Origin of the sequence: Janibacter cremeus, assembly GCF_029395675.1 — a bacterium.
Lineage (GTDB): Bacteria > Actinomycetota > Actinomycetes > Actinomycetales > Dermatophilaceae > Janibacter > Janibacter cremeus_A.
Genome location: NZ_CP115184.1, coordinates 1,635,300 through 1,660,175 on the forward strand (window position 1 = coordinate 1,635,300; position 24,876 = coordinate 1,660,175).

Sequence of the window (24,876 nt, forward strand, 5' to 3'; positions counted from 1 at the left end):
TCAGTAGCGGTAGTGGTCCGGCTTGTACGGCCCCGCCACGTCCACACCGAGGTACTCGGCCTGGTCCTTGGTCAGCTCGGTCAGCTCGACGCCGAGCGCGTCGAGGTGCAGGCGCGCGACCTTCTCGTCGAGGTGCTTCGGCAGCGTGGTGACGGTCGGGTTGCCGTCCTCGTCCACGTACGCCTCCGCCTTCTGGAAGAGCTCGATCTGCGCGATCGTCTGGTTCGCGAAGGAGTTGCTCATGACGAAGCTCGGGTGACCGGTCGCGTTGCCGAGGTTCATCAGGCGGCCCTCGGACAGCACGATGATCGAGCTGCCGCTCGGGAAGGTCCACTCGTGGACCTGCGCCTTGATCTCGGTCTTCGTGATGCCCGGGGTCCGGGCCAGCCCGGCGATGTCGATCTCGTTGTCGAAGTGACCGATGTTGGAGACGATCGCCTTGTTCTTCATCGCGGCCATGTGGTCGGCGGTGATGACGTCGAAGCAGCCGGTGGTGGTGACGAAGATGTCGCCGTACTCGGCGGCCTTACCCATGGTCGTGACCTGGTACCCGTCCATCGCGGCCTGCAGGGCGCAGATCGGGTCGACCTCGGTGACGAGGACCCTCGCGCCCTGACCGGCGAGCGCGGCCGAGACGCCCTTGCCGACGTCGCCGTAGCCGGCGACGACCGCGACCTTGCCGCCGATGAGGACGTCGGTGGCGCGGTTGAGTCCGTCGATCACCGAGTGGCGGGTGCCGTACTTGTTGTCGAACTTGGACTTGGTGACCGCGTCGTTGACGTTGATCGCGGGGAAGAGCAGGTCGCGCGTCTCGGCGAGCTGGTACAGCCGCAGGACGCCGGTCGTGGTCTCCTCGGTGACGCCCTTGATGCGGGAGCCGACGGTCTGCCACTTGGTGGGGTCCTCGGCCAGGGTGCGGCGCACGAGGGCCTTGAAGACGCTGAACTCCTCGGAGTCCTCGTCGGTCGTCGGCGGCACCTGGCCGGCCTTCTCCCACTCGGCGCCCTTGTGGACGAGCATCGTGGCGTCGCCACCGTCGTCGAGGATCATGTTGGGGCCCTCGCCGTCGGCCCAGGTGAGGATCTGGTTGGTGCAGTGCCAGTACTCCTCGAGCGTCTCGCCCTTCCACGCGAAGACCGGGACGCCCTGCGGGTCCTCCGCCGAGCCGTCCGGCCCGACGACGACCGCAGCGGCGGCCTCGTCCTGCGTGGAGTAGATGTTGCAGCTGGCCCAGCGCACCTGTGCGCCGAGGGCGGTGAGGGTCTCGATGAGCACGGCGGTCTGCACGGTCATGTGCAGCGAGCCGGCGATCTTCGCCCCCTCGAGCGGACGCTCACCCGCGTACTCATGGCGAATGCTCATCAGGCCGGGCATCTCGTGCTCGGCGAGTCGGATCTGGTGGCGGCCGGCCTCGGCGAGGCCCAGGTCGGCGACCGTGTAGTCGAAGGACACGGTGGATCTCCTTGTGACATTGGGGTGTCGGACCCGGCGCGACCCTTCTGGGCTCTCGCGGGTCATCACCCACGCCGGCTCTCGCCAAGTGTATGCGGCCGGCGACGAGGGGCGCGAAGGGAGGATCCTGCCCGCACCACGCCTGCGCGGTTCCGGCGCGACCTCAGTGGGCGGCCGCCTCCCCCTTCGCGTCGTGGCCGCCGAAGGGCAGCACGTGCATGACCGCGACGACCACCCCACCCACGACGGCGCCGAGGAGCATCGAGCCGACGGTGTTGGTCATCCACCCGAGGACACCGCCGAGGGCACCGGTCGCCTCCTCGACGGCCACCTCGAGATGGTGGACGAAGTCGTACGGCTGCGGCCACAGGCCCGTCTCCTCGAGCCCGACGAGGATGATGTGCCCGCCGACCCAGAGCATCGCGAAGACACCGACAACAGACAGCACGGTGAGCAGCTTGGGCATCCCCTTGACCAGCCCACGGCCGAGGGTCCGGCCGACGCCGTCCCCCTTCCTGCTCATGTGGAGCCCGATGTCGTCGATCTTCACGAGCAGGCCGACCGTGCCGTAGACGAGCACGGTGATGAAGATCGCGACGACGACGAGCACCGCCAGCAGGTACCAGAAGGAGCCGCTCAGGCCCTCGTCGAGGATCGCCTTGAGCGAGATGACCATGATCTCCGCCGAGAGGATGAAGTCGGTCCGCACGGCGCTCTTGACGATCTGGTCCTCGTCGACCTTCGCCTTCTCCCCCTCCTCCGCCGAGACGGGCACCTCGGCGCCTGCGTGCCCGGAGATCTTCTCCCAGATCTTCTCGGCACCCTCGAAGCACAGGTAGGTGCCGCCGAGCATGAGCAGCGGTGAGAGCAGCCAGGGCAGGAAGGCGTTGAGGACCAGGATCGTCGGGACGATGAAGAGCAGCTTGTTGCGCAGCGACCCGATCGTGATCCGCTTGATGATCGGCAGCTCGCGCGAGGGGTCGAGTCCCTCGACGTAGCGCGGCGTGACAGCGGTGTCGTCCACGACGACGCCGGCCGCCTTGGTGCTCGCCCGTCCGGCCGCGGCACTCACGTCGTCGACGGACGCGGCGGCCATGCGCGCGAGGACGGAGATGTCGTCGAGGAGCGCGACGAGGCCGCCACTCATCGGGTGGCTCCGGCAGGTCGGGTCGTGATCGGCGTCAGCACGCGCTCAGGCTACCGACCCGGACCGGCGAAGGCGATGTCCTGGGGCGCGACGAAGGGGGGAGGACGTCGCCTCACGCGCGCGGCGGGGACTCGATGAGGTCCTCGACCGGGTTGAGGTCGAGGCCGAGCAGGGCGTTCTCCACGACCTCGGTCAGTGCCGGGTGGATCCAGTACTGGCCGCGCACCATCTCGGCGACGGGCTGGTCGAAGGCCATCATGTGGATCAACGGCTGGACGAGCGTGGCGGCGTCGGGCCCGACGAGGTGACCGCCCACGAGCCGCCCGGTGCGGCGGTCGGCGATGACCTTGCACAGGCTCGACGTGTCCTCCATGGCCCAGCCGTACGCGGTGTCCCCGTACCTCTGCACCTTCGTCACGACGTCCACCCCTGCCGAGACCGCCTCGGTCTCGGTCAGACCGACGGTGGCGACCTGGGGGTGGGTGAAGACGGCGGCCGGGACGGCCTCGTGGTCGAACGCCCGCAGGTCCTGGGGATGGGCGAGGTTGTGCGCGACGACCCGTGCCTCGTGGTTGGCCACGTGCTTGAGCTGGAAGGGGGAGGACCCGTCCCCGAGCGCCCACACCCCCTCGACGGCGGTGCGGCCGTGGGCATCGACGACCACCCGGCCGTCGTCGTGCACCTCCACCCCGGCGACGTCGAGCCCGAGGTCCGCGGTGGTCGGTCGGCGACCGGTCGCGACGAGGACCACGTCGACCTCGACCCGGCCGCCGTCCGACAGGGTGGCGGTGATCCCCCCTTCGCCCCGCCGCAGGTCGGTGACCGTCGTCGACGTCCGCACGTCCCACTGCTCGCGGGCGCTGGCCGTGAAGGCGGTGGCGATGTCGTCGTCCAGGTGACGCAGCAGCTGCTCGCCCCGGGCCGACACGGTGACCCGGGTGCCGAACGCGGAGAAGACGTGGGCGAGCTCGGCGCCGATGTAGCCGCCTCCGACGACGAGCATCCGCCCGGGCTGCTCGGCCAGGCGCATCACCGTGTCCGAGGTGTGCAGCGTGATGCCCTCACGGCCGGCCAGCGCGGCGAGGTCGTCGGGGATCACCGGGTGCGAGCCGGTGGCGATGACGACCTGCTCGGCCCGGACCTCCTCGGTGCCGCCGCCCCGCAGGTCGACGCGCAGCGTGCGTGGACCGGTGAACCGCGCGTGCCCGCGCAGCAGCTCGGTGAGCTCACCGTCGCGGCGGTAGGCCTCGCCCGCCGCGGCGATCTGGTCGATGCGTCCGGCGAAGACGCGGTCGCGCACGTCGGTGAAGCGCACTCCCGCGAGCGTCGCATCGACCCCGAGCCGGCCCCCTTCGCGGACCAAGGTGGCGATCTCGGCGACGTGGACGAACATCTTCGTCGGGATGCACCCGACGTTCAGGCAGGTGCCGCCGAAGACGTCACCGCCCTCGATGATGGCGAACCGACGACCGGCGAGCTCGTCCGTGACGAGGCTGTTGCCCGATCCGCTTCCGATGACGGCGATGTCTACGTCGATCACTCAGTGGCCCTTCGTGGGAGATGCAGCTCGTCGATGCCCGGCGCGCTCGCCGGGTCGAAGCCGTGACCGATCGCGAGGTAGGTGCTCGCGAAGTCGGTCAGGGCGATGTGCTCGGCGAGGCGCTCGAGGTCGTGCCCGGGGCGCGCCACGTGCTCCAGGACGCGCACCCCGGCCGCCTCGGCGCGGTCGGCGACGGACTGCGCGGTGTTGTGCCGCTCGACCTCGGTCGGGTCGGACTCGGTGGTCGGCACCGGGTCCCGCAGCAGCACCAGGCCGAGCCGGGGGCCGCTCGGGCCGTCGAGGTAGGGGTCGGCGAAGATGTCGCGCCCCCCGTCCGGGGCCGTGCCCGAACCGGCGAGCGGACCGGAGAGGCAGGCCACCACCTGGGAGGCCGCGTCCGGCAGCCGCCCCCACGTCGCGGGCACCCGGCTGGTGCGGGCCAGCATCGCGCTCGTGCGGCGCGCGGCGACGCCGGCGACGGGGCCGTCCCCGAGGACGACGGGGGTGACCTCGGAGAGGTCCGTCGCGAGCGACTTGGCGGGGTTGACGAAGGACTCGGCATCCGGGCGGAAGGCCTCCGCCTGCTCGTCGAGCCGGTCGGCGACCCGCAGGAGCACGCCCGTCGGGACGTCGATGACACCGCACGCCGAGGTCGCGAGCAGGGCCGGGACGACCAGGCTCCACAACGCGGTGCGGGAGTGTCCGGTGCCCGGGTCGATCGGCAGGTGCACGCCTCGGGCGGCCGCCGCGGCCGACGCGAGGGGGCTGTCCGGTGCCCCGATGGTCAGGACGTGCGCTCCGCGGCGTGCGGCCTCGCGGGCCTGCCGGACGGGTCCCTCCGCAGAGCCGGACAGGGAGACGGCGACGACGAGGTCCAGCGCGCCCACCCACCCGGGCAGGGGTCCCGACCCGTCCGCGGTGAGCAGCACCGGTGACCGGTGGGAGACGAGCAGGTCGAGGACGGCCGCGACCCCCTCCGACCCACCGACGGTGGCGACGTGGATCGCTCGCGGGCGCTCCCCGCCGGCGACCCGACCCAGGTCGCCCTCCTGGCTCAGGGTGATGGCCCGGCGCACCTGCGCGCCGGCGCCGGCCAGCGCTCGCAGCATGTCCGAGGGGTCGACGGCACGCCGACGGTCCTCGTCGTCGAGCAGGCTCTCGTCGAAGGGGGACATCATCGACCTCAGGCCGGCTTGCGGGCCTCGTCGACGAGCAGCACGGGGATGCCCCGGTCCACCCGGTAGGCCAGGCCGCAGTCGGGGTCGGTGCACACCAGCTCGGGACCGTCCCCGCCGGTGTCGTCACGCAGCGAGGTGCGGCAGGCGGGGCAGCGCAGGATCTCGCGCAGCCAGGGCTCGATCGTCGAATCGGTCATCGTGTCTCCCGGATCATCATCAGCACATCGTCTCGCACCTGGGTCATGGTGTGCGCGTCGGCCGCCTCGACGTTGAGGCGCAGCAACGGCTCGGTGTTGCTCGCACGCAGGTTGAACCACCACATCGGCTCCTCGCCACGGGTGACGGTCAGGCCGTCGAGCTCGTCGAGGACCACGTCGTCGCGGTCGGCGTGGGCCGCCCGTACGCGCGCGGTCACGACGTCGGCGTCCTCGACGGTGGAGTTGATCTCCCCGGAGGCGACGTAGCGCTCGTAGGGGGCCATGACCTCGCTCAGCGGCGCGTCGGACTCCCCCAGCGCAGCGAGGACGTGCATCGCGGCGAGCATGCCGGTGTCGGCGAACCAGAAGTCACGGAAGTAGTAGTGCGCGGAGTGCTCGCCCCCGAAGACCGCGTCGTGCTCGCTCATGACGGCCTTGACGTAGGAGTGCCCGACCCGGGTGCGCACGGGTCGGGCACCGGACTCCTCGATGATCTCCGGCACCGCGGCGGAGGTGATCGCGTTGTGCACGATCGCGACCTCTCGCGCCTCGCGACCCGTGGCGACCTCGCGCGCCACCTCGCGCCGGGCGATCATCGCGGTGATCGCGCTCGGGCTGACCGGGTCGCCTGCCTCGTCGACGACGAAGCACCGGTCCGCGTCCCCGTCGAAGGCGATGCCCACGTCGGCGCGGTGGCTGCGCACCCGCTCCTGCAGGTCGACGAGGTTGGCGGGGTCGAGTGGGTCGGCCTCGTGGTTGGGGAAGGTCCCGTCGAGCTCGAAGTACATCGGGTCGATCCGCAGCGGCAGCTCCCCCAGGCCGCCCTCGGTCCCGAGCACGGCAGGGACGGTCAGGCCGCCCATGCCGTTGCCCGCGTCGACGGTCACGCGGAGCGGTCGCGACCCCCGCAGGTCGACGAGGCCGCGGAGGAAGGCGGCGTACTCGGCGAGCACGTCGCGTCGCTCCACCCGCCCCGGGGTCACGCCCTCGAAGCCGGTCGTCCGCGTGTCCAGGAGCTCCTGGGCCAGGTCGCGGACGCTCGCCAGGCCGGTTTCCTGCCCGACGGGTCGTGCTCCGGAGCGGCAGAACTTGATGCCGTTGTACTGCGCCGGGTTGTGGCTGGCGGTGAACATCGCTCCCGGCAGGCCGAGGGCGCCGCTGGCGTAGTAGAGCCCGTCGGTGCTCACGAGGCCGATGAGGACGGCGTCGACACCGCGCGCGGTGACACCGGCGGCGAAGGCCTCGACGAGCTCGGGCGAGCTGGGGCGCATGTCGTGCCCGATGACGACCGCGGGGGCCCCGTCGGCGAGCGCGACCACCTCGGCGAAGGCGGCCCCGAGCGCGCGGACGACGTGGACGTCCAGCTGCTCGGGCACGAGCCCGCGAACGTCGTACGCCTTGACGAAGTCGGCGAGGGTGGTCACGTCATCAGCCTAGTTCGCCCACGTGCAGTCGGCCCCGGGGCCGGATGGTGGCGCACCTCGGGCCCTGACGGGGATCAGTCGCGGTCGCGCAGCACCCGCAGGTGGCCGCGACGGCCGGTCTCCGTCACGCTGCCGGGCTCCCGGCGGGCGCTCGTCGGGACGTCCGCGGTGCGCTCGGAGTCGGTGACCGCCGCGGGGCGGGTACGCACCGCCTCGGCGATGGCGACGAGATCGTCGTGGGAGGCGGGTGCCGGCTGGTCGATGGCCAGCCGGACGACGTCCCACCCGCGCGGGGCGGTCAGCCGCGTCGCGTGCTCGTCGCACAGGTCGTAGGCGTGCGGCTCCGCGTAGGTGGCCAACGGGCCCAGGACCACCGTCGAGTCGGAGTAGACGTAGGTGAGGGTCCCGGCAGCCGGTCGCGGGCACGCCGCTCGGGAGCACTGTCGGGAAAGAGTCACCCGTGCACGATAGGCCACGTCCGCGGCGACCCGCGGACCGGCACGCCGCCGGGGCCCTACGATCGTCGGTGATGAGCCGCCACCGGGACCGACGAGGACGCGGGATGCGTGGGCCGCTGGCCCACCCCGAGGTCCCGACGATGACCTCGCGCGCACAGGCCTTCGACGACCTCGTCCTCGACGTCGCCCACCGCTACGAGCCCGTGCTGGGACGGCGCTGGGCGCAGGTGGAGTTCGCGGTCGAGGAGGTCCCGCCCTCCGATCCCGCGTCGTGGGAGGAGGGCGTCCCGCTCGCCCGGTTGTGGCCGGCCAAGGGGCGACTGCCCGCCCGCATCGTCGTCTACCGCCGTCCGATCCTCACGGCGGCACGGGGACGCAGCCACGCGATCATCGTGCACGACGTGCTCGTCGAGCAGATCGCGTTGCTCCTGGGTGTCGACCCGCACGAGATCGACCCGCACCGGCCCTGAGCGTCCGGTTGTCGGGGACGCAGCGCCCTTGCGCACGGCACACGACCCGGGCGACGGCTGGTGAGTCATGGAGCGGCAGTGGTGAAGATGGCGAGCAGTTCCCCGATCTCGTGGTCGGCCGTGAGGTGGTGGCGGAAGTGGCGGCCCGGGTCGAGGGTGTAGTGGGTGCGCCGCCCGATCCGGGTCCGGCGGAGGTAGCCGGCGCTCTCGAGGTCGTTGAGGATGGTCAGTGTCGCTCGGGTGGTGACACCGACCTCGGCGGCGATGTCGCTGACCCGTCGGTCGGGGCCGGTGGCCACAGCGAGGAGGACGTGGCCGTGGTTGGTCAGGAACGTCCACGTCGGCCGCGAGGTCGCCGTCGCCGCCCCGTTGTCCTTGGGTTCCAAAGGGCTCATCTCCTTGGTGGGTGAGGTGGAGCTGCTAGCGGGTCGGGGGGTCGGAGGGGGTGGAAGGGGCGCCGCGAGAGCCCAGCACGGGCTCCAGGGCGGCGTTCTCGGCCTCGGTGGCGACCCGGAACGGCCCGTTGGTCGGAGCAGGGAGGGCCCGGCGGCCTTGACCACGGGTGGCGCGCAGGCTGGCGACCACGGAGACGGTGATGATCGTGGCCACGACGGCCAGGGAGAGGGTGGTGGGGATGTAGAAGATGTCGATCTTGAGCATCATCTTGATCCCGACCCAGATCAGCACCAGGGCCAGGCCGATCTTGAGGTAGATGAAGCGGTGGATGAGATCGGCCAGCAGGAAGTACATCGCGCGCAGGCCCAGGACCGCGAAGGCATTGGCGGTGAAGACCAGGAACACCTCATCGGTGACGGCGAAGATCGCCGGGATGGAGTCCACAGCGAAGACCACGTCGGTGACCTCGACCAGCACCAGGACCGCCAGGAGCGGGGTGGCCAGCAGCATCCCGCCCCGACGGACCAGCAGCTTCTGGCCGTGGTAGGCCTCCGTCATCGGCACCAGGCGGCGAAAGGCTCGCAGCACGGCGGACTTCTCGGGGTCAAGGTGCTCGTTGCGCTGGCGGATCATCCGGTACCCGGTGTAGAGCAGGAATGCGGCGAAGACGTAGAGGACCCAGGCGAAGTTCTGGATCAGCACAGCGCCCGCGGCGATGAAGGCGCCGCGGAAGACCAGGGCGCCCAGCACACCGAGGAACAGCACCCGGTGCTGGTACTCCCGTGGTACGGCGAAGTAGCTGAAGATGATCGCCCAGACGAAGACGTTGTCCACGGCCAGGGACTTCTCGATGAGGTAGCCGGCGAAGTACTGCTGACCGAACTCCGGCCCCCACACGGACCAGACGATGGCGCCGAAGGCGACACCGAAGGCCACCCACACCGCGGACCAGGCGGCGGCTTCCCGCACCCCGATCACATGGGCGTGGCGGTGGGCGAACAGGTCCATGGCCAGCATCACCACGATGAAGGCCAACACCGCGGCCCAGACCCAGAGCGGGACATCCATGACAAGACCCTTCCGATCGACTCGATCGAAGGTCTCTCCCGACCCTTGCGGGGTCCGCTCGCCGGATCCCAAGGGTTGGGCCGTAGTGACGACGAGACGCTGGCGGGATACTCCCCTCCTGGGGAAGAGTGAAGCAGGCTTCACCTGTTAGCGCAAGCCCGTCAGCGTCGGCGCACGACCTCGATGTCGCGCACGGCGACCCGGGAGGGGTGCACGGGCACGGAGGCGGCTCGGGCCTCTCGCGCGTCGTCACCACCGGCGATCAGGGCGGCGGCGTGGACCACCCCCCGCGTGGGCCGCACCCACACCGCATCGGCCTCGCCGACGGAGACGGACGCACTGTGCCCGGCCTCGAGCGAGACCTCCTCCGTCGTCACCGTGCCGTCGCGCACGGCGTGCACCTCCGCCGAGGCCGGCTCCTCGTCGGCGGCGATGCTGACGGTGCGGGCCACGTCCTCGCCCGGATCGGGGGGCAGCGCGATCCCGCCGAGCGAGCGGATGGCAGGGGTCGCGACCGACCAGGCCATGTCACGCGTCCCGTCCGAGGCCTCACGGGTGAGGTGGGCGGCGGCCACGAGCGGCTCGTCGGACTCGACGAGCCAGGCGTGCGCACCGGAGGCCTCGGGCAGGTCGAGGTCGACGGCACTGCCGGCGGGGACGGTCTCGACCGTCGCGCTGCGTGAGCCGTCCTCGCCGAGGCTGCGGACCTGGACGACGGCGTCGCTCCCACCGGGAGCCCCGACGACGAGCCCGCGCCCGTCGCCCTCGCCACCGGCGGGGATCACCTGCCGCCGGCTCGGTGCCGTCGTCGGGACCGAGGTCTCGACCCCGGCGGGGGTCAACCCGTCGAGGTGGTGGTCGACGATCGTCGGGACGACGAGGCCGTTGCTGCTGGTGACGTGCACGACCTGGGAGGTGTCCGTCCCACCGATGGCGTCGAGGAGGACGACCTCTCGGTCCCGCGGAGGGACGACGACCGACTCCTCCGCCTCCCCGCCGAGCGTTGCGACGGTCACGGAGACCGGGTTGGCGCCGGGGTTGGTCAGCACGAGGTGCTCCTGGCGCCCCTCCTGGGCGCCACCGGAGACGAGCCAGGCATCGGCGGTCGGTGCAGTGCAGGGCACCGCGGCCAGCCCGGTGGCGCGGTCGCCACCGGCGACGAAGGACTGCGCCACCGCCATGCCCGGGGCGTGGTCCGCGCGCCCGTGGACCCGGACCGGCTCCCCGAGCCCGTCCTCGACGACGCTGGCGGGCCCACCCCCGGCCGTGGCGTCCTCCGCGGTCCCGGTGGGGTCGTCGGACAGGTCGCCGACGGTGATCTCTCCCGGCTCCCCGCTCGGGGTGACGACGTCCCGGAGCACCTCGTCGGGCGCGGCGTGCGCGGCGGTCGAACCGGTGATGTCGATCTCGGAGCTGTCCGCGAGCGGGTCACCCGGGCAGTACGCGGTGACATCCGTCGCGGCGATCTGCCCGCCCGTGCCCTGCGCCACCGGGCCGGAGGGGACGGCGCCGAGGCGGTCGGCCCCGAGCACGACGCCGGCGGACAGCACGCCGACGGCGACGACACGCGCGAGCGGCTGCAGCCAGGCGCGGTCCGGTCCGGAGCCGCTCATCGGGCCTCCTCCTCGTCCTCGAGGTCGGGACGGCGCTCCGTGGGCAGGGCGAGGTAGAGCGCGAGCACGAGGGCGATGATCTGGACGAGCTTCCACACCGGGTGGCCGGGCCCGACCTCGATCTCCACCTCGTCGGTGCCCTCGGGCAGGTCGTAGGTCGGCACGGCGCTGCGGGTGAGCACCTCGAGCGGCTTCCCGTCGGCCCGTACCTCGGCCTGATCGCTCCAGTCGAGCGACTCGGCGACGGTCAGCCGGTCACCATCGGGGACGGGGACCGGGCCGTCGGTGTCGGCATGTGCGCCGACGCCCTCGACGGGAGCACTGGAACCGTCGCCCGTCACCCGCACCCGCGAGGAGGTGGACCCGTCGGTGACCGGCGACCGCACGGCCCACGTGTAGTTCCCGGCACTCGACCCGAGCCGGGACAGGCCCGGGGAGGCATCGAGCAGTCGGAGCTCGGCGTCGGTCGCGTCGAGGACGACGAGGTGCGCGACGCCCTGCTCGGCGAGGACGTCCGCGGGAGCCCGTTCGCCCTCGCCGAGGCCGAATGCCCGTGCCACCGCACTCGCGACCTGCTCCTCGCCGGGGACCGGTGGCACCGCGTACGGGAGGTCGCGGACGAGGTCACCCGGCTCGCTGCCGAGGAGGCGGTAGGCCAGCTGGTCCTCGCGCCGGTCGACGACGAGGGTGCGGGTGGCGGTCGCCCCCTCTGCTCCGGCGATCGCGACGAGCGGGCGCGGGTCCCGCCAGGTCGTCAACCGGTCACCGTAGGAGTGCTCGGCGACGACCACTCCGCTGCCCACGGCCGCGACGGTGAGGGCGACGGCGGGCACGACCAGCAGGGAGCGACGGCCGGCGCCGCGAAGGGAGTCCGGCAGCACGTCCGCGGCGAGCAGCACGGCGACCAGGGCCGCTCCGACGAGGACGAGCTGGCCCGTGCCGACCCACGGGGTGATCGCCGTGCCGGCCTCGACCGCGCCCGCGGGTCGGTGCCCGAGGACGAGGTGGGGAGCACCCACGGCCCAGCCGAGGCCGAGGACCGCGGTTGCGGCCGCGGCCCAGGAGGCCCGTCGTGGGCCGGGTGCGAGCAGCGCGAGCGCTCCGACGGCCAGCACGCCCGCGGTCCACCACGTCGTCGCCGCACCGCCGGGCAGCTGCCCGAGCCCGAGCTGCCACGGCGGCAGGTCGACGGGAGTGCCGGTCAGGCCCCAGCCGGTGAGCAGGTGGGCGGGCTCGCGACGCAGGGCCAGCAGCCACGGCCCCGCCAGCAGGAGGGGGGTGAGCACGAGGGTGAGGCCGCGCCAGCGGCCGCGCGCTCCGCCGAGCAGGAGGTGGCCGAGGCCGACGAGGACGACCGCCAGGCCGACGAAGGGGGCCACGGTCCCGAGCAGTGCGGCCCACAGGGCGGTCCGCACGACATCGCTGTACGCCGTGCGGCGTCGACCGGCGCGCACCACACCCGCGGCGACACGGGGCAGCAGCACGAGGAGGAGGAGGGCACCGATCCGCCCCTCGCCGACGGCCACCGCGGCCGGCGCGGAGGTCACCCAGGCCAGGGCCACGCCGGCCCGCAGCCACGGACGATGGGTGAAGGTGCGTGCGCTCGTCCAGGCGACGGCGGCGGCCAGGGGCAGTGCGGCGATGACGAAGACGGCCAGGACGATCCCCGCGGGTGAGTCCCCCTCGCCGACGGTCGGGATCCAGCCGGCGACGGTGGTCACCCCGGCGAGGACGGCCGTGGCGGGCGACTGCTCGATGCCGTTGCCCCAGCCCTGACCGTGCCAGGCCATCCACCAGGAGTCCCACAGCTGGCCACCGGTGGCCCGGCCCCCGAGCAGCTCACCACCGACGAGGCCGGCGTCGAAGCGGTGGCGCAGCTCGTCGGTGATGTGGCGCGCGGCCCAGCCCGACATCACCCCCGCCGCGAGGACCACCCACAGCAGCGGGTGGAGCAGGACGCTGCGCCCCTCGGCCTCGAGGGAGCGGGCAGCGACACCCTTGTCCCGGCCCACCGGGCTGCGGGCCTCGTCGGCGAGTCGACGGCGGGCCGCCGCCGGGCTGACGAAGAGCGAGGAGAGGTCGCGACGGGCGACCTCTCGGGGGGCCTTGCCGCGCAGTCTCGAGCGCAGGCTGCGAGGGTCGATCGCGGCAGGGATGCTCGCCAGCTCGGCCGCGCCCATCCCCGGGCGCTTGAGGATGATGAGGGCCAACCCACCGAGGAGGGAGCCGACGAGGATCCACAGCGCGAGGAAGGGAGCGGCCAGGAGGTGGGAACGGGTCAGTGCCACCCGCCGGGCCTGCCGGCGGTGGTCGACGGTCGGACGTCGCTCCGCCGCCGTGGGCGCGACGGCGACGGCGGCCGACGGGGCGAGGACGACCCGGTGCCCTGACCGCTGGGCGCGCCACCCGAGGTCGAGGTCGCCGCCGAAGTCGCCCATGCCTGGGTCGTGGCCGCCGAGCCGCTCGAGCACGGCGCGGTCGATGAGCAGGCCCTCCAGCGGTGCGGAGATCGCGTCGACGGTGCGGTCGTACTGCCCCTGGTCGGTGGTTCCGGCGGCCGGGTCCGGGACGATGCGCCCGGTACGTGTGACCTGCAGGCCGAGCCGCACGATTCGCGAGGGGTCGTCCTCGTCGACGAGCTTGGGCGTGACCATGCCGACGCTCTTCCCGGCTGCGGAGACGAGGCGACGCAGCGCCTCCGGGTGGGGGCGGGAGCGCGAGGTCAGCACCCAGACCAGGTCCCGGCCGACATCGGCCCGCGGAAGGCTGTCGACCATCGACGGAAGGATCCGGCGCAGCCCGCGCCGACCCCCGAGCGTGGTCGTCAGGACATCGATCTCGGCGTCGTCCACCGGTGCTAGGAGGTCACTGGTGTCGCCGATCCCGTCGAGGGCACCGTCGACGAGGAGGATGCGATCGGGCCGGAGGTCCTGCGCGAGGAGGGCGCGCAGGGTCTGCCCCGTCCCCTCCCTCGACCGCGCCACGATGACCGCCGTGACGGTCGCCGGAGGCGCCGTCGTCCGCCGGGAGGGGGTGGCGGAGGACGTGGTGCCGGTCTGCTGCGTCACGGCCTCGCCGACAGTCAGACCGCGCGCTTCTTCAGCTTGCGGCGTTCGCGCTCGGAGAGGCCGCCCCAGATGCCGAAGCGCTCGTCGTGCTCGAGGGCGTACTCGAGGCACTCCTTGCGCACCTCGCACCCCGTGCAGACCTTCTTCGCCTCGCGCGTGGAGCCGCCCTTCTCCGGAAAGAAGGCCTCAGGATCGGTCTGCGCGCACAGCGACCGCTCCTGCCAGGACAACTCAGTCGGCTCGGACTCGTCGATTTCGTCGGCGGTGATCAGGTGAAGCTCGTGCAACATGGTCCCTCCTCGACCTCGGCACTCGACCCGGACTTCATGTCTGTCACACCCAAAAAGTGTTACGACATGTCCGTAATTACATGCGTGTCATACGTGCGTCGTCAAGCCGAAGGGGATAGAGAGCGCTGAGCGGTCGGCCGGTGCGTCGGGAATCCGGGGGCCTGCGACGATGTGCCCATGCGCATCACCGTGATCTCCGGGGGCGAACCCGGTGCCCGATTCACCCGCGGCCTGCTCGACCACCTCGAGCACGACCCCGATCTCGGGGGTGTGGAGGTCACCGTCATCGCCAACACCGGCGACGACATCTCCCTGTGGGGTCTGCGGTTGTGCCCGGACCTCGACCTGCTCGTCGAGACCCTCGGGACGGCGCAGGGCGACGGGTCCTCCCACGTCGTCGGTGACGAGCTGGCGGCCCTCGGCCTGCAGCCGCAGTGGTACCCGGTCTCCGACCGTGAGATGGGTGTCCACGTCGCCCGCACCGCCTGGCTGGGCCGGGGTGACTCCCTGAGCCAGGTCACCGCCCACATCGCACAGGCCCGCGGCGTGCCCGACACCGTGCGCATCCTGCCGATGTCCGATGTCCCCGTCGAGACGCACGTGGTGCTCGACGGGCCCGAGGACCAGCGTGCGGTGCACGTGCAGCAGTGGCGCCGCGAGCTCGAGGGCCCCGCCGTCGCCCGCTTCGTCGTCGCCGGCCTGGACCGCGCGCACCCCGGCGCCGAGGTCCTCGACGCCGTCCGCAGCGCCGACGTCGTCCTCCTGCCCCCGAGCGACCCCGTCCTCGCGCTGGGGATCGTCCTGGGCGTCCCCGGGATGCGCGACGCCCTGCGCGGCACCTCCGCCCCCGTGGTCGGCGTGAGCCCCGTCGTCGACGCCGTCCCGGCCCCGCAGGCGCTCGCGGCCTCCCTGGCGACCGTCGGTGTCGTCACCTCCGGCGGTGTCGCCGGGCTCTTCAAGGACCTGCTCGACGGCTGGGTCGTCGACCCGGCCGACGCAGGTGCAGCGCCTGCCGGCTCCCGCTGGGCCACCGCAGCGCACAGCGCGCCGCTCGCCGACTCCTCCCCGGCGGACGTGGCCGCGACCGCGCTGGCGCACGCTCTCTCCCTTCGCTCCTGAGCGGCCGGCTCACCACCGGGTGGGCAGGTGGGTCGGCAGACTGCGACGCGGTCCGCGTCGTGGCCGGCGCGCGGCCGCCGTGACCACCCGCTGCGCGCGGTAGCGCTGTCCGGCGTACGCCTCGAGGAGCTCGGCCATCCGCTCGTCGTCCCCGATCGTCCCGTCCAGGGCGAGGGTCACGTCCTTGGCCACGTGGTAGTCACCGAAGCTCGGCGAGTCCGCGTCACCCAGTGCCCGCTGGGCGACCTCGGCGGCCGTCCACACGCCGACCCCCGGGAGCGAGCGCATCCGACGCTGCGCCTCCTGCAGCGGAAGGTCGGCGCACTCGTCGAGACGTCCCGCGACCCGCATCGCGGTGACGACCGTGCGCGAACGGGAGCCGTCGACCCCGGCCCGGACCCAGGCCCACGACGGGATCCGGGCCCACTGGGCCGGGCTCGGCGGGGCGACCATCCCCCTCTCCTCCCCCGGCCCGGGCGCCGGGCTGCCGAAGCCGCGGACGAGCTGACGCAGGCTGCTGAAGGCCTCGCGGCCGGTGACCTTCTGCTCGATCACCGAGCACACGAGCATCTGGGACACGAGCGCGTTGGCGGGCACGCGCCAGCCGGACTGGCGGGGCCACTCCCGCGAGACGAGGTCGTGGTGGGGGGTGAAGCCGCTCGGGTCGTCGCGCCCACCGAGCAGGTCGGGGAGCCGGTCGAGCATCCACTCCGCTCCCCCGCCCCAGGCGCGGGCGAGGACCTCGTCCGCGTCCTCGACGAGGTGCAGGGTCACCGGCCCCTCGGGGGTGGTCCAGGCGAACCACCAGCCGTCCCTGCCCCGCTCGCTGGTGGGATCACCCGACCCGCGGACGAAGGGGGCCAGCGTCCGGTCGACGTCGAGCGGCCCGGGCGGCCGGTGTCGCCGGGTCCTCACGGGACCACCGTGGCGATAGGTTGGCGACGATGCGACCGACGGAGCACGTCCTGGACAGCGCAGCGGTCGCCGTGCCCGGCGACACCGAGCCGGTGCCCGGCGGCCAGGCCGACAGCGTCCGCGCGGGGGACCTCGTCCTCTCCCCGGGGCGCGACGCGAGCACCCGCGATGCCCTCAGCCCGCGCATCGCCCGGCTGGCGGTCGACCTGGACACCCGTCGCGAGCGGGATCACCGGGACCTGCGGATCGCGATGCCGGTCCCGGCACGGGACGGCAGCTGGGTCGTCGACGGCTGGGCCGCCACCCGCTTCGAGCCCGGCGCCGTGCCGCTGACCGATCTCGTGGCCACGCGCGCGGTGGGTGCGGTGCTCCACGCCGAGCTGGCCCGGCACGTGCCCGATCCGGTCCTGCCCCACCGGGAGGACCGGTCGGGGTGGGCCGAGCGCGTCGCCTTCGGCGAGGCGCCCGTGCCCGTCGGTCTCGGCAGGGACGGCGCAGAGCTGCTGCAGGTGCTGCTCGCCCATCGCGAGGACACACCGCTCGGGCCCGACCAGCTCGTGCACGCCGACCTCGCGGGCACCGTGCTCCTGGACCCGCGCGGCGCCCCGGTCGTCGTCGACATCATTCCCTCCCGGCGCCCGGTCCTGTGGGCCGAGGCGGTCCTCGTGCTCGACTCGGTGCTGTGGCACGAGGCCGACGCCGCGGTCATGGACGAGTGGGCGACGGGTGCCGCCGGCGCGGCGATGCTCCGGGTGGCGATCTTCCGGCTGGTCGGAGACCGTCCGGCCGACGCCCCGGCCTGCGCCCGCGCGCTGACGCCGCTGCTCGCCGGGCTCGGGGCCTGAGCGGGTCACTGCTGCGTCCCCGGGTCGACCGGCAGGGCTCCCGGCGCCGGCAGGTGCTCGGGCAGGACGTGGTGCGAGCGGCCCCACAGCCAGCCGGCCGTGGCCCACACGACGTCACCGAGGACGGTGAGGAAGCGGGAGACGACGACCACCGCCGCCGCGGCGGACAGCGACAGCTCGGTCGCGAGGATCAGCACGAGGATGCCGTCGCGGACCCCGACACCGGCCGGCACGACGATGCTGAAGGTCCCGATGCCCACGGCGAGGAGGTAACCGCAGACGGCGACGAGGAGCACGCGGGCGGGATCCGCGTCACCGGGTGCCAGGTCGCGGGCCAGCACCCACACCGACAGTCCCCCGATGAGCCAGGAGCCGGTGAACCACGCGCTCGAGACGCCGATCGCGGCCACCCCCAGGTCGTGCTCGAGCGGGGGACGGCGCAGCAGCCGCAGCACGTGGCGAATGCCGTGGTTGAGCAGGGGCGGCCACAGCAGGGGCAGCAGCAGGGCGATGGCCAGCGGCACACTCCACCACGGGAGGGTCACCTGACCGCGCGTGAGCAGCACGGGCAGCGCGGGCAGACCGGCCGCCAGTCCGGTCAGGGCGGACAGGCCGATGCACAGCAGACCGCCGACCGCGGTGCGCCGCCGGGGCACACCCAGCCGCGCGGCCATCTCGGTCTGCACCACGACCGACCACACCGACCCGGGCAGGTACTTGCCCAGCTGGCCGACGAAGAAGACGCCGCTCGCGGGGGCGATGTGCAGCCGGGACCCGAGGTCGGCGAGGAGCACCCGCCACCCCAGGACGGTGAGCAAGGGGGAGAACAGCGCCAGAAGTGTGGCAGCGGCAAGGGTGGCCGGCCCGAGGCGGCCGAGGTCGGAGCGCACGGCCTCCCAGTTGGTCCGCAGCGCCACGCCCACCACGACGAGGACGAGGACGAGGAAGCCGACTCGCAGCACGTCGACGACGTGCCGACGCGTGGTGCGCACCGCCGGCTGGTCCACCTCGCTCATCCCGGTGCAGCCTATGCGACCGGACGGCCGTCGGGAGCGGAGGTTCCCCCCTTCGTAGGGTGGCCCCATGACCGTCCCCGCCTCCGTCCTCTCCACCCTCAACGACCGGGACTCCGCCGCTCCGCGGATCACCTGCTACGACGACGTGCCCGGGCCCACCGCGGGCGAGCGCATCGAGCTGTCGGGGCGCGTCCTCGGTACGTGGGTGAGCAAGGCCGGCAACGCCCTCCAGGAGGAGTGGGACATCGAGCCCGGGTCGGTGGTCCGCCTGTCGATGCAGCCGCACTGGCGCCTGCTCTACTGGGCCTGGGCCGTGTGGTCGGTCGGGGCGCACGTCGACCTCGACGGTGACCTCGCCGCGGACCTCGTGGTCACCGACGAGGCCGGGTCGCTCCCCCACGACGGACCCGCCGTGCTCGTCACCCGCGGCGCGCTCGCCCGCTCGGCCGGGACCGACCTCGCCGACTCGGTGATGGACGAGGCGGCAGAGCTGGCCTCCTTCGGTGACGACTTCACGGCCTGGCAGGAGCCCGACGAGGAGGACCTCGCCCTCACGCTCGACGGCACCTCGCTCACCCACGGCGCAGCGGTCGCCGACGCCGTCGCGCAGGTGCCGGTGGCGAAGGGAGCCCGCGTGCACCTCGTCGACCCGACCGCCGGCGGCCTGCTGCGCACGGCGATGGCCGTCTGGGCCGGTGGCGGCTCGCTCGTGCTCCAGCTGGGCGAGCTCGACACCGAGACACTCACCCGTCGCGCCACGAGCGAGGGCGTCACCACCGACCGGTCCGTGGACCAGCGGGGGTGACGCCCTCGTGCGTCGCGGCGATCAGGCCGGGACACGCACCTCGCGCTCGAGGGCCTGCCAGGTGACGGCACCGACGTAGCCGGTCCTCGTGAGCCGGTTGCGCTCCTGCAGTGACCGCACCGCCTGCTCGGTGGTGGGGCCGTAGCTCCCGTCCGCGGCCACACCGAGCCGCGACTGGAGAGCCGTGACTGCGGGGCCCGTCGAGCCCGGCTTGAGGACCGTCGTGCGGTAGGCGAGGAAGGGGTACTTCGTCGCCTCGAGCGCATCCCAGGTCCGCTCCTCGACGATGCCCGTGACCGGGAGCCCGTGGGCAGCCTGGAAGCTGCGCACCGCAGTCGCCGTCGCCGTGCCGAAGACCCCGTCGACGGCGACGCCGCCGAGGACCTGCTGGACCTTCTTCACGCCTGCGCTGCGCGCCCCCTCGGAGAGGACCATCGACTTCAGCCCGTCGAACTCGGTCGTCGTGGCGACGGTGGCCACCCCGGCGGAGCCGAGGAAGGCGGCCGGCGAGACGGACTGGGCACCGCCGCGGCGGGACAGGAGCGCCTCCCACGTCTTCGCGCCGACGATGCCGTCGGCCGTGAGGGACTTGCGGCGCTGGAAGGACTTGACCGCCGACTCGGTGTTCGAGCCGAAGATCCCGTCCGCCTTCAGGTTCAGGATGTCCTGCAGCTTCTTCACCGCAGCACCCCGCGACCCGCGACGCACCGTCGCCGGGATGTCCGTCGACGAGGACGAGTCGTCGTCCTTCGACGAGCTGCCGGCAGAGCTGTCGTCCTTCGAGCCACCGGAGGTCGACGAGCGCTTGCCGAGCAGCACCTCCCACGTCCTCGCCCCGACGATGCCGTCGGCCGTGAGGGACTTGCGGCGCTGGAAGGACTTGACCGCCGACTCGGTGTTCGAGCCGAAGATCCCGTCCGCCTTCAGGTCCAGGGCATTCTGCAGCTGCTTGACCGCAGCACCCCGCGACCCACGACGCACCGTCGCCGGGATGTCCGTCGACGAGGACGAGTCGTCGTCCTTCGAGGAGCTGCCGGCGGAGGAGCCGCCGCCCTTCGAGGCACCCGCGACGGACGAGCGCTTGCCGAGCAGCACCTCCCACGTCCTCGCCCCGACGATGCCGTCGGCCGTGAGGGACTTGCGGCGCTGGAAGGACTTGACCGCCGACTCGGTGTTCGAGCCGAAGATCCCGTCCGCCTTCAGGTCCAGGGCATCCTGCAGCTGCTTGACCGCAGCCCCCCGCGACCCACGACGCACCGTCGCCGGGATGTCCGTCGACGAGGACGAGTCGTCCTTCGACGAGGTGTCCTTCGAGGTCGCCGTCCTCTTGTACGACATGCCCTTCAGGGCCTTCCAGACATTGCTGTTCACGACCCCGCTGGTCCTCAACGACTTCCTGCGCTGGAAGGACTTGACCGCCGACTCCGTCTGCGACCCGAAGATGCCGTCCACGCCGATGCGCAGGTCCCTCTGCAGCTCCTTGACCGCCGCACCCGTCGACCCACGACGCACCGTCGCCGGGATGTCCGTCGACGACGAGGTGTCCTTCGAGGTCGCCGTCCTCTTGTAGGACATGCCCTTCAGGGCCTTCCAGACATTGCTGTCCACGACCCCGTTGGTCCTCAACGACTTCCTGCGCTGGAAGGACTTGACCGCCGACTCCGTCTGCGACCCGAAGATGCCGTCCACGCCGATGCGCAGGTCCTTCTGCAGCTCCTTGACCGCAGCACCCGTCGACCCACGACGCACCGTCGCCGGGATGTCGTTGCTCGTGCTCTGCGAGGTACCCGACCTCGTGTAGCTCTTGCCGGTGAGGGCCTTCCACACGTTGCCGTCGACGACACCGTTGACCTTGAGCGACTTCTCCTCCTGGAACTCCCGCACGGCGGCGTCGGTCCTCGACCCGAAGACGCCGTCGACGGACAGGCCGAGGATGCGCTGAAGAGCCTTGACCGACTCGCCGCGCGAGCCGAGGCGGACGGTGTCCTGGCTCGGCGTCGTCGTGGTGGTCCCGCCACGTGCCGGGACCTCGCCCAGGGCGACCATCCTGTCCCAGGTCGCCTTGTCCAGCACACCGGTGGCGGACAGGCCGTGACTGCGCTGCCAGGAGGTCAACGCGCTCTTCGTCGCAGGACCGAAGATCCCGTCGGCGGTGACACCGATGACCTGCTGCGCGAGCTGGACCTCCGGCGCACGTGCACCCTCGCTGAGGACCGGGTAGGACGTGGGAGGTGCGATCGGGATCGACGGGCCGGAGGGCGAGGTCGAGACACCCGTCCAGGCCTTGCCGGTCCACCACGACGTGCGCTGCATCGCGCCGTCCCAGCTGAAGCTGAAGTGGATGTGGTCCGTGTGCGGGTTGGGACCGTTGTAGTCGCGCCAGCCGGCCTCCATCTGGTAGGTACCCCAGATCTTGCGGTCCCAGATGACGTACATGACGCCGAACCGGCGGGCCATCGCTCCCTGCCGGCCCTGGGCGTCCGGAGCCATGAGCCAGGCCAGCACCGAGTCGGCGACGCCGCGCTCGTGCCGGTCGTAGGCGTTGAGCATCCAGTCCAGGGCACGCCCCTCGGAGTGCTCGGTGACCCCACTGGTGCAGGTGCGCGAGATCCCGTAGTTGTACTCGCTGTAGTGGCTGGCCATGAGGCGCGCGAACGCGAGCACCCCCGGCTTCGCCTGCGGGTCGCACGTGTCCTGCGGGACGTACGGCGAGGCGACGTCGAGATCGCCGGGCAGGTTGGTGTTCGTCGGTGGGCTGGGAACGGCGGCACGAGCCACGTTCCCGGTGGCGAGGGGAAGGGCGAATGCCGGGATGAGGGCGGCACCAACCATGCGGACGGAACGTGACACGCGGCTGCTCCTAGGTGAGGGCACGGGCAGGGGTAACCCGAAGGGACTACGAACCCTCATTCGTCACACTCGTCACTCGGTGCTCAGAAGTCAGGCCAGTCACTCTTATTCCATGTGTCACGAAGGACACGCCAGCCCCATCCGGCAATTACATACCTGTCATTTCGGATGCACGGCGGGGACGCGCCCGGTCGCCGCCCACCCCCTTCGCCCGCATCCATGTGCTCCCCGCCCACAATCCGGACGCGCCGCTCTGGTTAGGGTCGGGGCATGGACAAAGTTGTCACCTCACCGGCAGAGGCCGTCGCGGACATCCCCGATGGCGCCACGCTCGCGGTGGGCGGCTTCGGGTTGTGCGGCATCCCGAGCGTGCTCATCGACTCCGTACGCGCGAAGGGGGTGACTGACCTCGAGTGCGTCTCCAACAACTGCGGCGTCGATGACTGGGGCCTCGGAGTGCTGCTCGGTGGTGGCCAGATCCGACGGATGGTCTCCTCCTACGTGGGCGAGAACAAGGAGTTCGCCCGGCAGTACCTCTCCGGAGAGCTCGAGGTCGAGCTGACCCCGCAGGGCACCCTCGCCGAGAAGCTGCGCGCCGGAGGTTCCGGCATCGCCGGCTTCTGGACCCGCACCGGGGTCGCCACCCAGATCGCCGACGGCGGACTGCCCTGGCGCTACGACTCCGAGGGCAATGTCGCCGTCTCCTCCCCCGCCAAGGAGACCCGCACCTTCGAGGTCAAGGAGCGCACCCCGGAGGGCACGACCGCCACCGTGGAGCACGAGTTCGTGCTCGAGCCGGCCATCACGGCCGACTTCGCCCTGGTGCGCGCGTGGAAGGGCGACCGCCACGGCAACCTCGTCTTCCGCACCACCTCCCGCAACTTCAACCCGCTGTGCGCCATGGCCGGCCTGGTGACGATCGCCGAGGTCGAGGAACTCGTCGAGCCCGGTGAGATCGACCCCGACCACGTGCACCTGCCGGGCATCTACGTCCAGCGGGTCGTGCCGCTGACCCCGGAGCAGGCCGCCGACAAGCGCATCGAGAAGCGCACCGTCCGTGACGAGAGCAAGGAGGCCTGACATGGCCCTCAACCGTGAGCAGATGGCCGCACGAGCCGCCCAGGAGCTCCACGACGGTGACTACGTCAACCTCGGGATCGGCATGCCGACACTCGTCCCGAACTACGTGCCGGACGACGTCGAGATCGTGCTCCAGTCCGAGAACGGCATCCTCGGCGTCGGCCCGTACCCGACCGAGGACGCCGTCGACGCGGACATGATCAACGCCGGCAAGGAGACGGTGACCCTGCGCAAGGGTGCCTCGATCTTCGACTCCGCGACGAGCTTCGCCATGATCCGCGGCGGCAAGGTCGACGCCGCGATCCTCGGCGCGATGCAGGTCGCCGAGAACGGCGACATCGCCAACTGGATGATCCCCGGGAAGATGGTCAAGGGCATGGGTGGCGCGATGGACCTCGTCCACGGCGCCAAGAAGGTCATCGTCCTCATGGACCACACCGCCAAGGACGGCACGCCGAAGATCCTCACCGAGTGCGAGCTGCCGCTGACCGGCAAGGGCGTCGTGCAGCGGATCATCACCGACCTGGCCGTCATCGACGTCACCGACGACGGGCTCGTCCTGCGCGAGCTGGCTCCCGACGTGACCGAGGAGGAGGTCCGGGAGAAGACGGGGGCCACGCTCACCGTCGACCTGGCCTGACTCTTCCGAGCCACAAGGGCCGTGGGCAGCTCCCGTATGAAGGGCTGCGGCACGGCCCTTGGGCTGCGCGCCCGGGGTCCCGTCATCGATCCCCCGACACCCGGGTGTCGGTTGCGGGCGGCTCCGCCCTGAGTCGGGCCGACCCCACCCCTTCGTCCGTCCGCTGGGGCCTCCCTGCCATGGCCGGGATGCCCCGATCAGGCCGGGAAGCCCTCGGATGGTCGCGTCATTTCGTGGTCAGGCCGGGTTTTCCCGGTCGTCACGGGCCGTGCTGGCGAAGGGGTTGCGCCGCCTCAGGCCTCGTCCTCGGACTTGGCGAGGTGCTTGGGGCTGGTGAGGAAGCCGATGCCCCAGGCCCAGTGCATGGTGGCGACCGCGAGGGGGACGCGCGTGCGCACCGGTGCGGGCTCCCCCTTCGAGATCAACCATCCGCCGGCGGAGACCGCTGCGGCGTAGCCGACGGGGACGAGCCAGGCGGGACGCCACGCGAGGCCGAGCACCCCTGCGGCGACCGTGCCGAGCACCATCGCCGGCGGGGCCAGGTAGCGGGCGTTCGCCGTCCCGGGGTGCTGGCGGGCGACGACCCGGCGCCAGCGTCCGTAGTTGAAGTACTGGTCGGCCAGCCGCCCCACCGTGGACCGGGGACGGTAGGTGACGACGAGGTCGGGCGTGAACCACACCCGACCTCCACCCGAGCGGATGCGATGGTTCATCTCCCAGTCCTGCGCCCGGGCGAAGTGGGGGTCGTAGCCGCCGACGCGCTCGAGGGCCTCCCTCCGGAAGACCCCGAGGTAGACGGTGTCGGCCTCCCCCGCCACCCCGCCGGTGTGGAACCGCGAGCCACCCACTCCCAGAGGGCTCTTCATCGCGCACGCGATCGCCCGCTCGAGGTCGCTGACCCCGACCGCGTTCATGATCCCACCGACATTGTCCGCACCCGTCTCCTCGAGGGTGGCGACGGCCGTGCTCAGGTAGCCGGCCGGGATCTCGGCATGCGCGTCCACCCGCGCGATGACCTCGCCGGTGGACGCCGCGATCGCGGCGTTGAGGGCGTCCGGGGTGCGCCCGGAGGGGTTGGGCACGGTGCGGACGCGGGGGTCCGCCGCCGCCAGCTCGGCCGCGACCTCGGCAGTCCGGTCGCTGGAGGGCCCGACGGCGAGGACGACCTCCAGCTCGCCCGGCCAGTCCTGACGCAGGATCTGCCCGACCGAGTCCGCGAGGTGCCGCTCCTCGTCCAGGACGGGCATGATGACGCTCACTCGGGACAACACGGGCTCCAGTATGGACAAGGTCACGACCACCGCT

Annotated in this window: 22 protein-coding genes; 6 read left to right on the plus strand and 16 right to left on the minus strand. The window is 72.3% G+C overall.

What is annotated here, in order from left to right; genetic code table 11:
* The 7 genes from ahcY to O9K63_RS07650 all read right to left on the minus strand — a co-directional run bounded on the left by ahcY (position 1) and on the right by O9K63_RS07650 (position 7,396).
* A complete protein-coding gene (gene ahcY / locus O9K63_RS07620; protein ID WP_277242048.1) occupies positions 1–1,452 on the minus strand; it encodes an adenosylhomocysteinase in 1,452 nt (483 codons plus the stop codon).
* A 163-nt stretch (positions 1,453–1,615) separates the two neighbouring features.
* Positions 1,616–2,599, minus strand: coding sequence for a DUF808 domain-containing protein (locus O9K63_RS07625; protein WP_277242050.1), 984 nt, complete (start codon positions 2,597–2,599; stop codon positions 1,616–1,618).
* A gap of 112 nt (positions 2,600–2,711) precedes the next feature.
* A complete protein-coding gene (locus O9K63_RS07630) occupies positions 2,712–4,139 on the minus strand; it encodes a mycothione reductase (RefSeq protein ID WP_277242052.1) in 1,428 nt (475 codons plus the stop codon).
* On the minus strand, positions 4,136–5,314 hold the full coding sequence (locus O9K63_RS07635) for an SIS domain-containing protein (protein WP_277242054.1): 1,179 nt from the start codon (positions 5,312–5,314) through the stop codon (positions 4,136–4,138). Before O9K63_RS07635 ends, O9K63_RS07630 begins: the two co-directional genes overlap by 4 nt.
* An 8-nt stretch (positions 5,315–5,322) precedes the next feature.
* Positions 5,323–5,514 carry a Trm112 family protein gene (locus O9K63_RS07640; protein WP_277242056.1) on the minus strand — a complete coding sequence of 64 codons (192 nt, stop codon included), beginning with the start codon at positions 5,512–5,514 and terminating at the stop codon, positions 5,323–5,325.
* Complete coding sequence (locus tag O9K63_RS07645; RefSeq protein WP_277242058.1) at positions 5,511–6,938, minus strand: phosphomannomutase/phosphoglucomutase; 1,428 nt, start codon at positions 6,936–6,938, stop codon at positions 5,511–5,513. The genes O9K63_RS07640 and O9K63_RS07645 overlap by 4 nt, the downstream gene beginning before the upstream one ends.
* A 74-nt stretch (positions 6,939–7,012) precedes the next feature.
* Positions 7,013–7,396 (minus strand): DUF3499 domain-containing protein, encoded by a 384-nt coding sequence (locus tag O9K63_RS07650; RefSeq protein ID WP_277242060.1) that lies wholly within the window; start codon positions 7,394–7,396, stop codon positions 7,013–7,015.
* Positions 7,397–7,467: 71 nt separating this feature from the next.
* Between O9K63_RS07650 and O9K63_RS07655 the strand changes: the two genes are divergently transcribed.
* Positions 7,468–7,866 (plus strand): metallopeptidase family protein, encoded by a 399-nt coding sequence (locus O9K63_RS07655; protein WP_277242062.1) that lies wholly within the window; start codon positions 7,468–7,470, stop codon positions 7,864–7,866.
* Positions 7,867–7,931: 65 nt separating this feature from the next.
* Here the strand turns inward: O9K63_RS07655 and O9K63_RS07660 are convergent, their stop codons facing one another.
* The 5 genes from O9K63_RS07660 to O9K63_RS07680 all read right to left on the minus strand — a co-directional run bounded on the left by O9K63_RS07660 (position 7,932) and on the right by O9K63_RS07680 (position 14,301).
* Entirely contained in the window at positions 7,932–8,261 is a 330-nt protein-coding gene (locus O9K63_RS07660) for a winged helix-turn-helix domain-containing protein (protein ID WP_277242064.1), read from the minus strand.
* Positions 8,262–8,286: 25 nt separating this feature from the next.
* A complete protein-coding gene (locus tag O9K63_RS07665) occupies positions 8,287–9,330 on the minus strand; it encodes a TerC family protein (protein WP_277242066.1) in 1,044 nt (347 codons plus the stop codon).
* A gap of 161 nt (positions 9,331–9,491) precedes the next feature.
* Complete coding sequence (locus O9K63_RS07670; RefSeq protein ID WP_277242068.1) at positions 9,492–10,943, minus strand: DUF5719 family protein; 1,452 nt, start codon at positions 10,941–10,943, stop codon at positions 9,492–9,494.
* Positions 10,940–14,011, minus strand: coding sequence for a glycosyltransferase (locus O9K63_RS07675; protein WP_277242070.1), 3,072 nt, complete (start codon positions 14,009–14,011; stop codon positions 10,940–10,942). The genes O9K63_RS07670 and O9K63_RS07675 overlap by 4 nt, the downstream gene beginning before the upstream one ends.
* 14 nt (positions 14,012–14,025) lie before the next feature.
* Positions 14,026–14,301: a WhiB family transcriptional regulator gene (locus tag O9K63_RS07680; protein WP_277242072.1), complete on the minus strand. Its 276-nt coding sequence runs from the start codon at positions 14,299–14,301 to the stop codon at positions 14,026–14,028.
* 177 nt (positions 14,302–14,478) lie between these two features.
* Between O9K63_RS07680 and O9K63_RS07685 the strand changes: the two genes are divergently transcribed.
* Complete coding sequence (locus O9K63_RS07685; RefSeq protein ID WP_277242074.1) at positions 14,479–15,420, plus strand: 2-phospho-L-lactate transferase CofD family protein; 942 nt, start codon at positions 14,479–14,481, stop codon at positions 15,418–15,420.
* A gap of 9 nt (positions 15,421–15,429) precedes the next feature.
* Here O9K63_RS07685 and O9K63_RS07690 read toward each other — a convergent pair whose 3' ends face one another.
* Positions 15,430–16,335, minus strand: a complete 906-nt coding sequence (locus O9K63_RS07690; protein WP_277242076.1) for a DNA-3-methyladenine glycosylase family protein — start codon at positions 16,333–16,335, stop codon at positions 15,430–15,432.
* Positions 16,336–16,364: 29 nt separating this feature from the next.
* On the opposite strand from O9K63_RS07690, the gene O9K63_RS07695 reads away from it, so the two are divergent.
* Positions 16,365–17,180: an aminoglycoside phosphotransferase gene (locus O9K63_RS07695; protein ID WP_277242078.1), complete on the plus strand. Its 816-nt coding sequence runs from the start codon at positions 16,365–16,367 to the stop codon at positions 17,178–17,180.
* A gap of 5 nt (positions 17,181–17,185) precedes the next feature.
* On the opposite strand, the gene O9K63_RS07700 is transcribed toward O9K63_RS07695, so the two are convergent.
* The gene (locus O9K63_RS07700; protein ID WP_277242080.1) at positions 17,186–18,196 is read right to left on the minus strand and encodes a lysylphosphatidylglycerol synthase domain-containing protein; all 1,011 of its coding nucleotides are present in this window, start codon (positions 18,194–18,196) and stop codon (positions 17,186–17,188) included.
* A gap of 67 nt (positions 18,197–18,263) precedes the next feature.
* On the opposite strand from O9K63_RS07700, the gene O9K63_RS07705 reads away from it, so the two are divergent.
* A complete protein-coding gene (locus tag O9K63_RS07705) occupies positions 18,264–19,001 on the plus strand; it encodes a TIGR03089 family protein (protein WP_277242082.1) in 738 nt (245 codons plus the stop codon).
* A gap of 21 nt (positions 19,002–19,022) precedes the next feature.
* On the opposite strand, the gene O9K63_RS07710 is transcribed toward O9K63_RS07705, so the two are convergent.
* Positions 19,023–21,851, minus strand: a complete 2,829-nt coding sequence (locus tag O9K63_RS07710) for a peptidoglycan-binding domain-containing protein (protein ID WP_277242083.1) — start codon at positions 21,849–21,851, stop codon at positions 19,023–19,025.
* Positions 21,852–22,121: 270 nt separating this feature from the next.
* Here O9K63_RS07710 and O9K63_RS07715 point away from each other — a divergent pair, with 270 nt between their 5' ends.
* Together O9K63_RS07715 and O9K63_RS07720 are read left to right on the plus strand one after the other, a co-directional pair.
* On the plus strand, positions 22,122–22,931 hold the full coding sequence (locus O9K63_RS07715; RefSeq protein WP_277242085.1) for a CoA transferase subunit A: 810 nt from the start codon (positions 22,122–22,124) through the stop codon (positions 22,929–22,931).
* Position 22,932: 1 nt separating this feature from the next.
* Positions 22,933–23,571, plus strand: a complete 639-nt coding sequence (locus O9K63_RS07720) for a CoA transferase subunit B (protein WP_277242087.1) — start codon at positions 22,933–22,935, stop codon at positions 23,569–23,571.
* Between the two features lie 293 nt (positions 23,572–23,864).
* Here the strand turns inward: O9K63_RS07720 and O9K63_RS07725 are convergent, their stop codons facing one another.
* Positions 23,865–24,842 (minus strand): glycosyltransferase family 2 protein, encoded by a 978-nt coding sequence (locus tag O9K63_RS07725; RefSeq protein WP_431190372.1) that lies wholly within the window; start codon positions 24,840–24,842, stop codon positions 23,865–23,867.
* Positions 24,843–24,876 lie beyond the last annotated feature (34 nt).

Coding starts and splice junctions, on each gene's coding strand:
- O9K63_RS07695 (WP_277242078.1), top strand. CDS start 16,365: ATGCGACCGACGGAGCACGTCCTGGACAGCGCAGCGGTCGCCGTGCCC.
- O9K63_RS07715 (WP_277242085.1), top strand. CDS start 22,122: ATGGACAAAGTTGTCACCTCACCGGCAGAGGCCGTCGCGGACATCCCC.
- O9K63_RS07720 (WP_277242087.1), top strand. CDS start 22,933: ATGGCCCTCAACCGTGAGCAGATGGCCGCACGAGCCGCCCAGGAGCTC.
- O9K63_RS07635 (WP_277242054.1), bottom strand. CDS start 5,314: ATGTCCCCCTTCGACGAGAGCCTGCTCGACGACGAGGACCGTCGGCGT.
- O9K63_RS07655 (WP_277242062.1), top strand. CDS start 7,468: ATGAGCCGCCACCGGGACCGACGAGGACGCGGGATGCGTGGGCCGCTG.
- O9K63_RS07680 (WP_277242072.1), bottom strand. CDS start 14,301: ATGTTGCACGAGCTTCACCTGATCACCGCCGACGAAATCGACGAGTCC.
- O9K63_RS07625 (WP_277242050.1), bottom strand. CDS start 2,599: ATGAGTGGCGGCCTCGTCGCGCTCCTCGACGACATCTCCGTCCTCGCG.
- O9K63_RS07665 (WP_277242066.1), bottom strand. CDS start 9,330: ATGGATGTCCCGCTCTGGGTCTGGGCCGCGGTGTTGGCCTTCATCGTG.
- O9K63_RS07700 (WP_277242080.1), bottom strand. CDS start 18,196: ATGAGCGAGGTGGACCAGCCGGCGGTGCGCACCACGCGTCGGCACGTC.
- O9K63_RS07640 (WP_277242056.1), bottom strand. CDS start 5,514: ATGACCGATTCGACGATCGAGCCCTGGCTGCGCGAGATCCTGCGCTGC.
- O9K63_RS07705 (WP_277242082.1), top strand. CDS start 18,264: ATGACCGTCCCCGCCTCCGTCCTCTCCACCCTCAACGACCGGGACTCC.
- O9K63_RS07660 (WP_277242064.1), bottom strand. CDS start 8,261: ATGAGCCCTTTGGAACCCAAGGACAACGGGGCGGCGACGGCGACCTCG.
- O9K63_RS07685 (WP_277242074.1), top strand. CDS start 14,479: ATGCGCATCACCGTGATCTCCGGGGGCGAACCCGGTGCCCGATTCACC.
- O9K63_RS07670 (WP_277242068.1), bottom strand. CDS start 10,943: ATGAGCGGCTCCGGACCGGACCGCGCCTGGCTGCAGCCGCTCGCGCGT.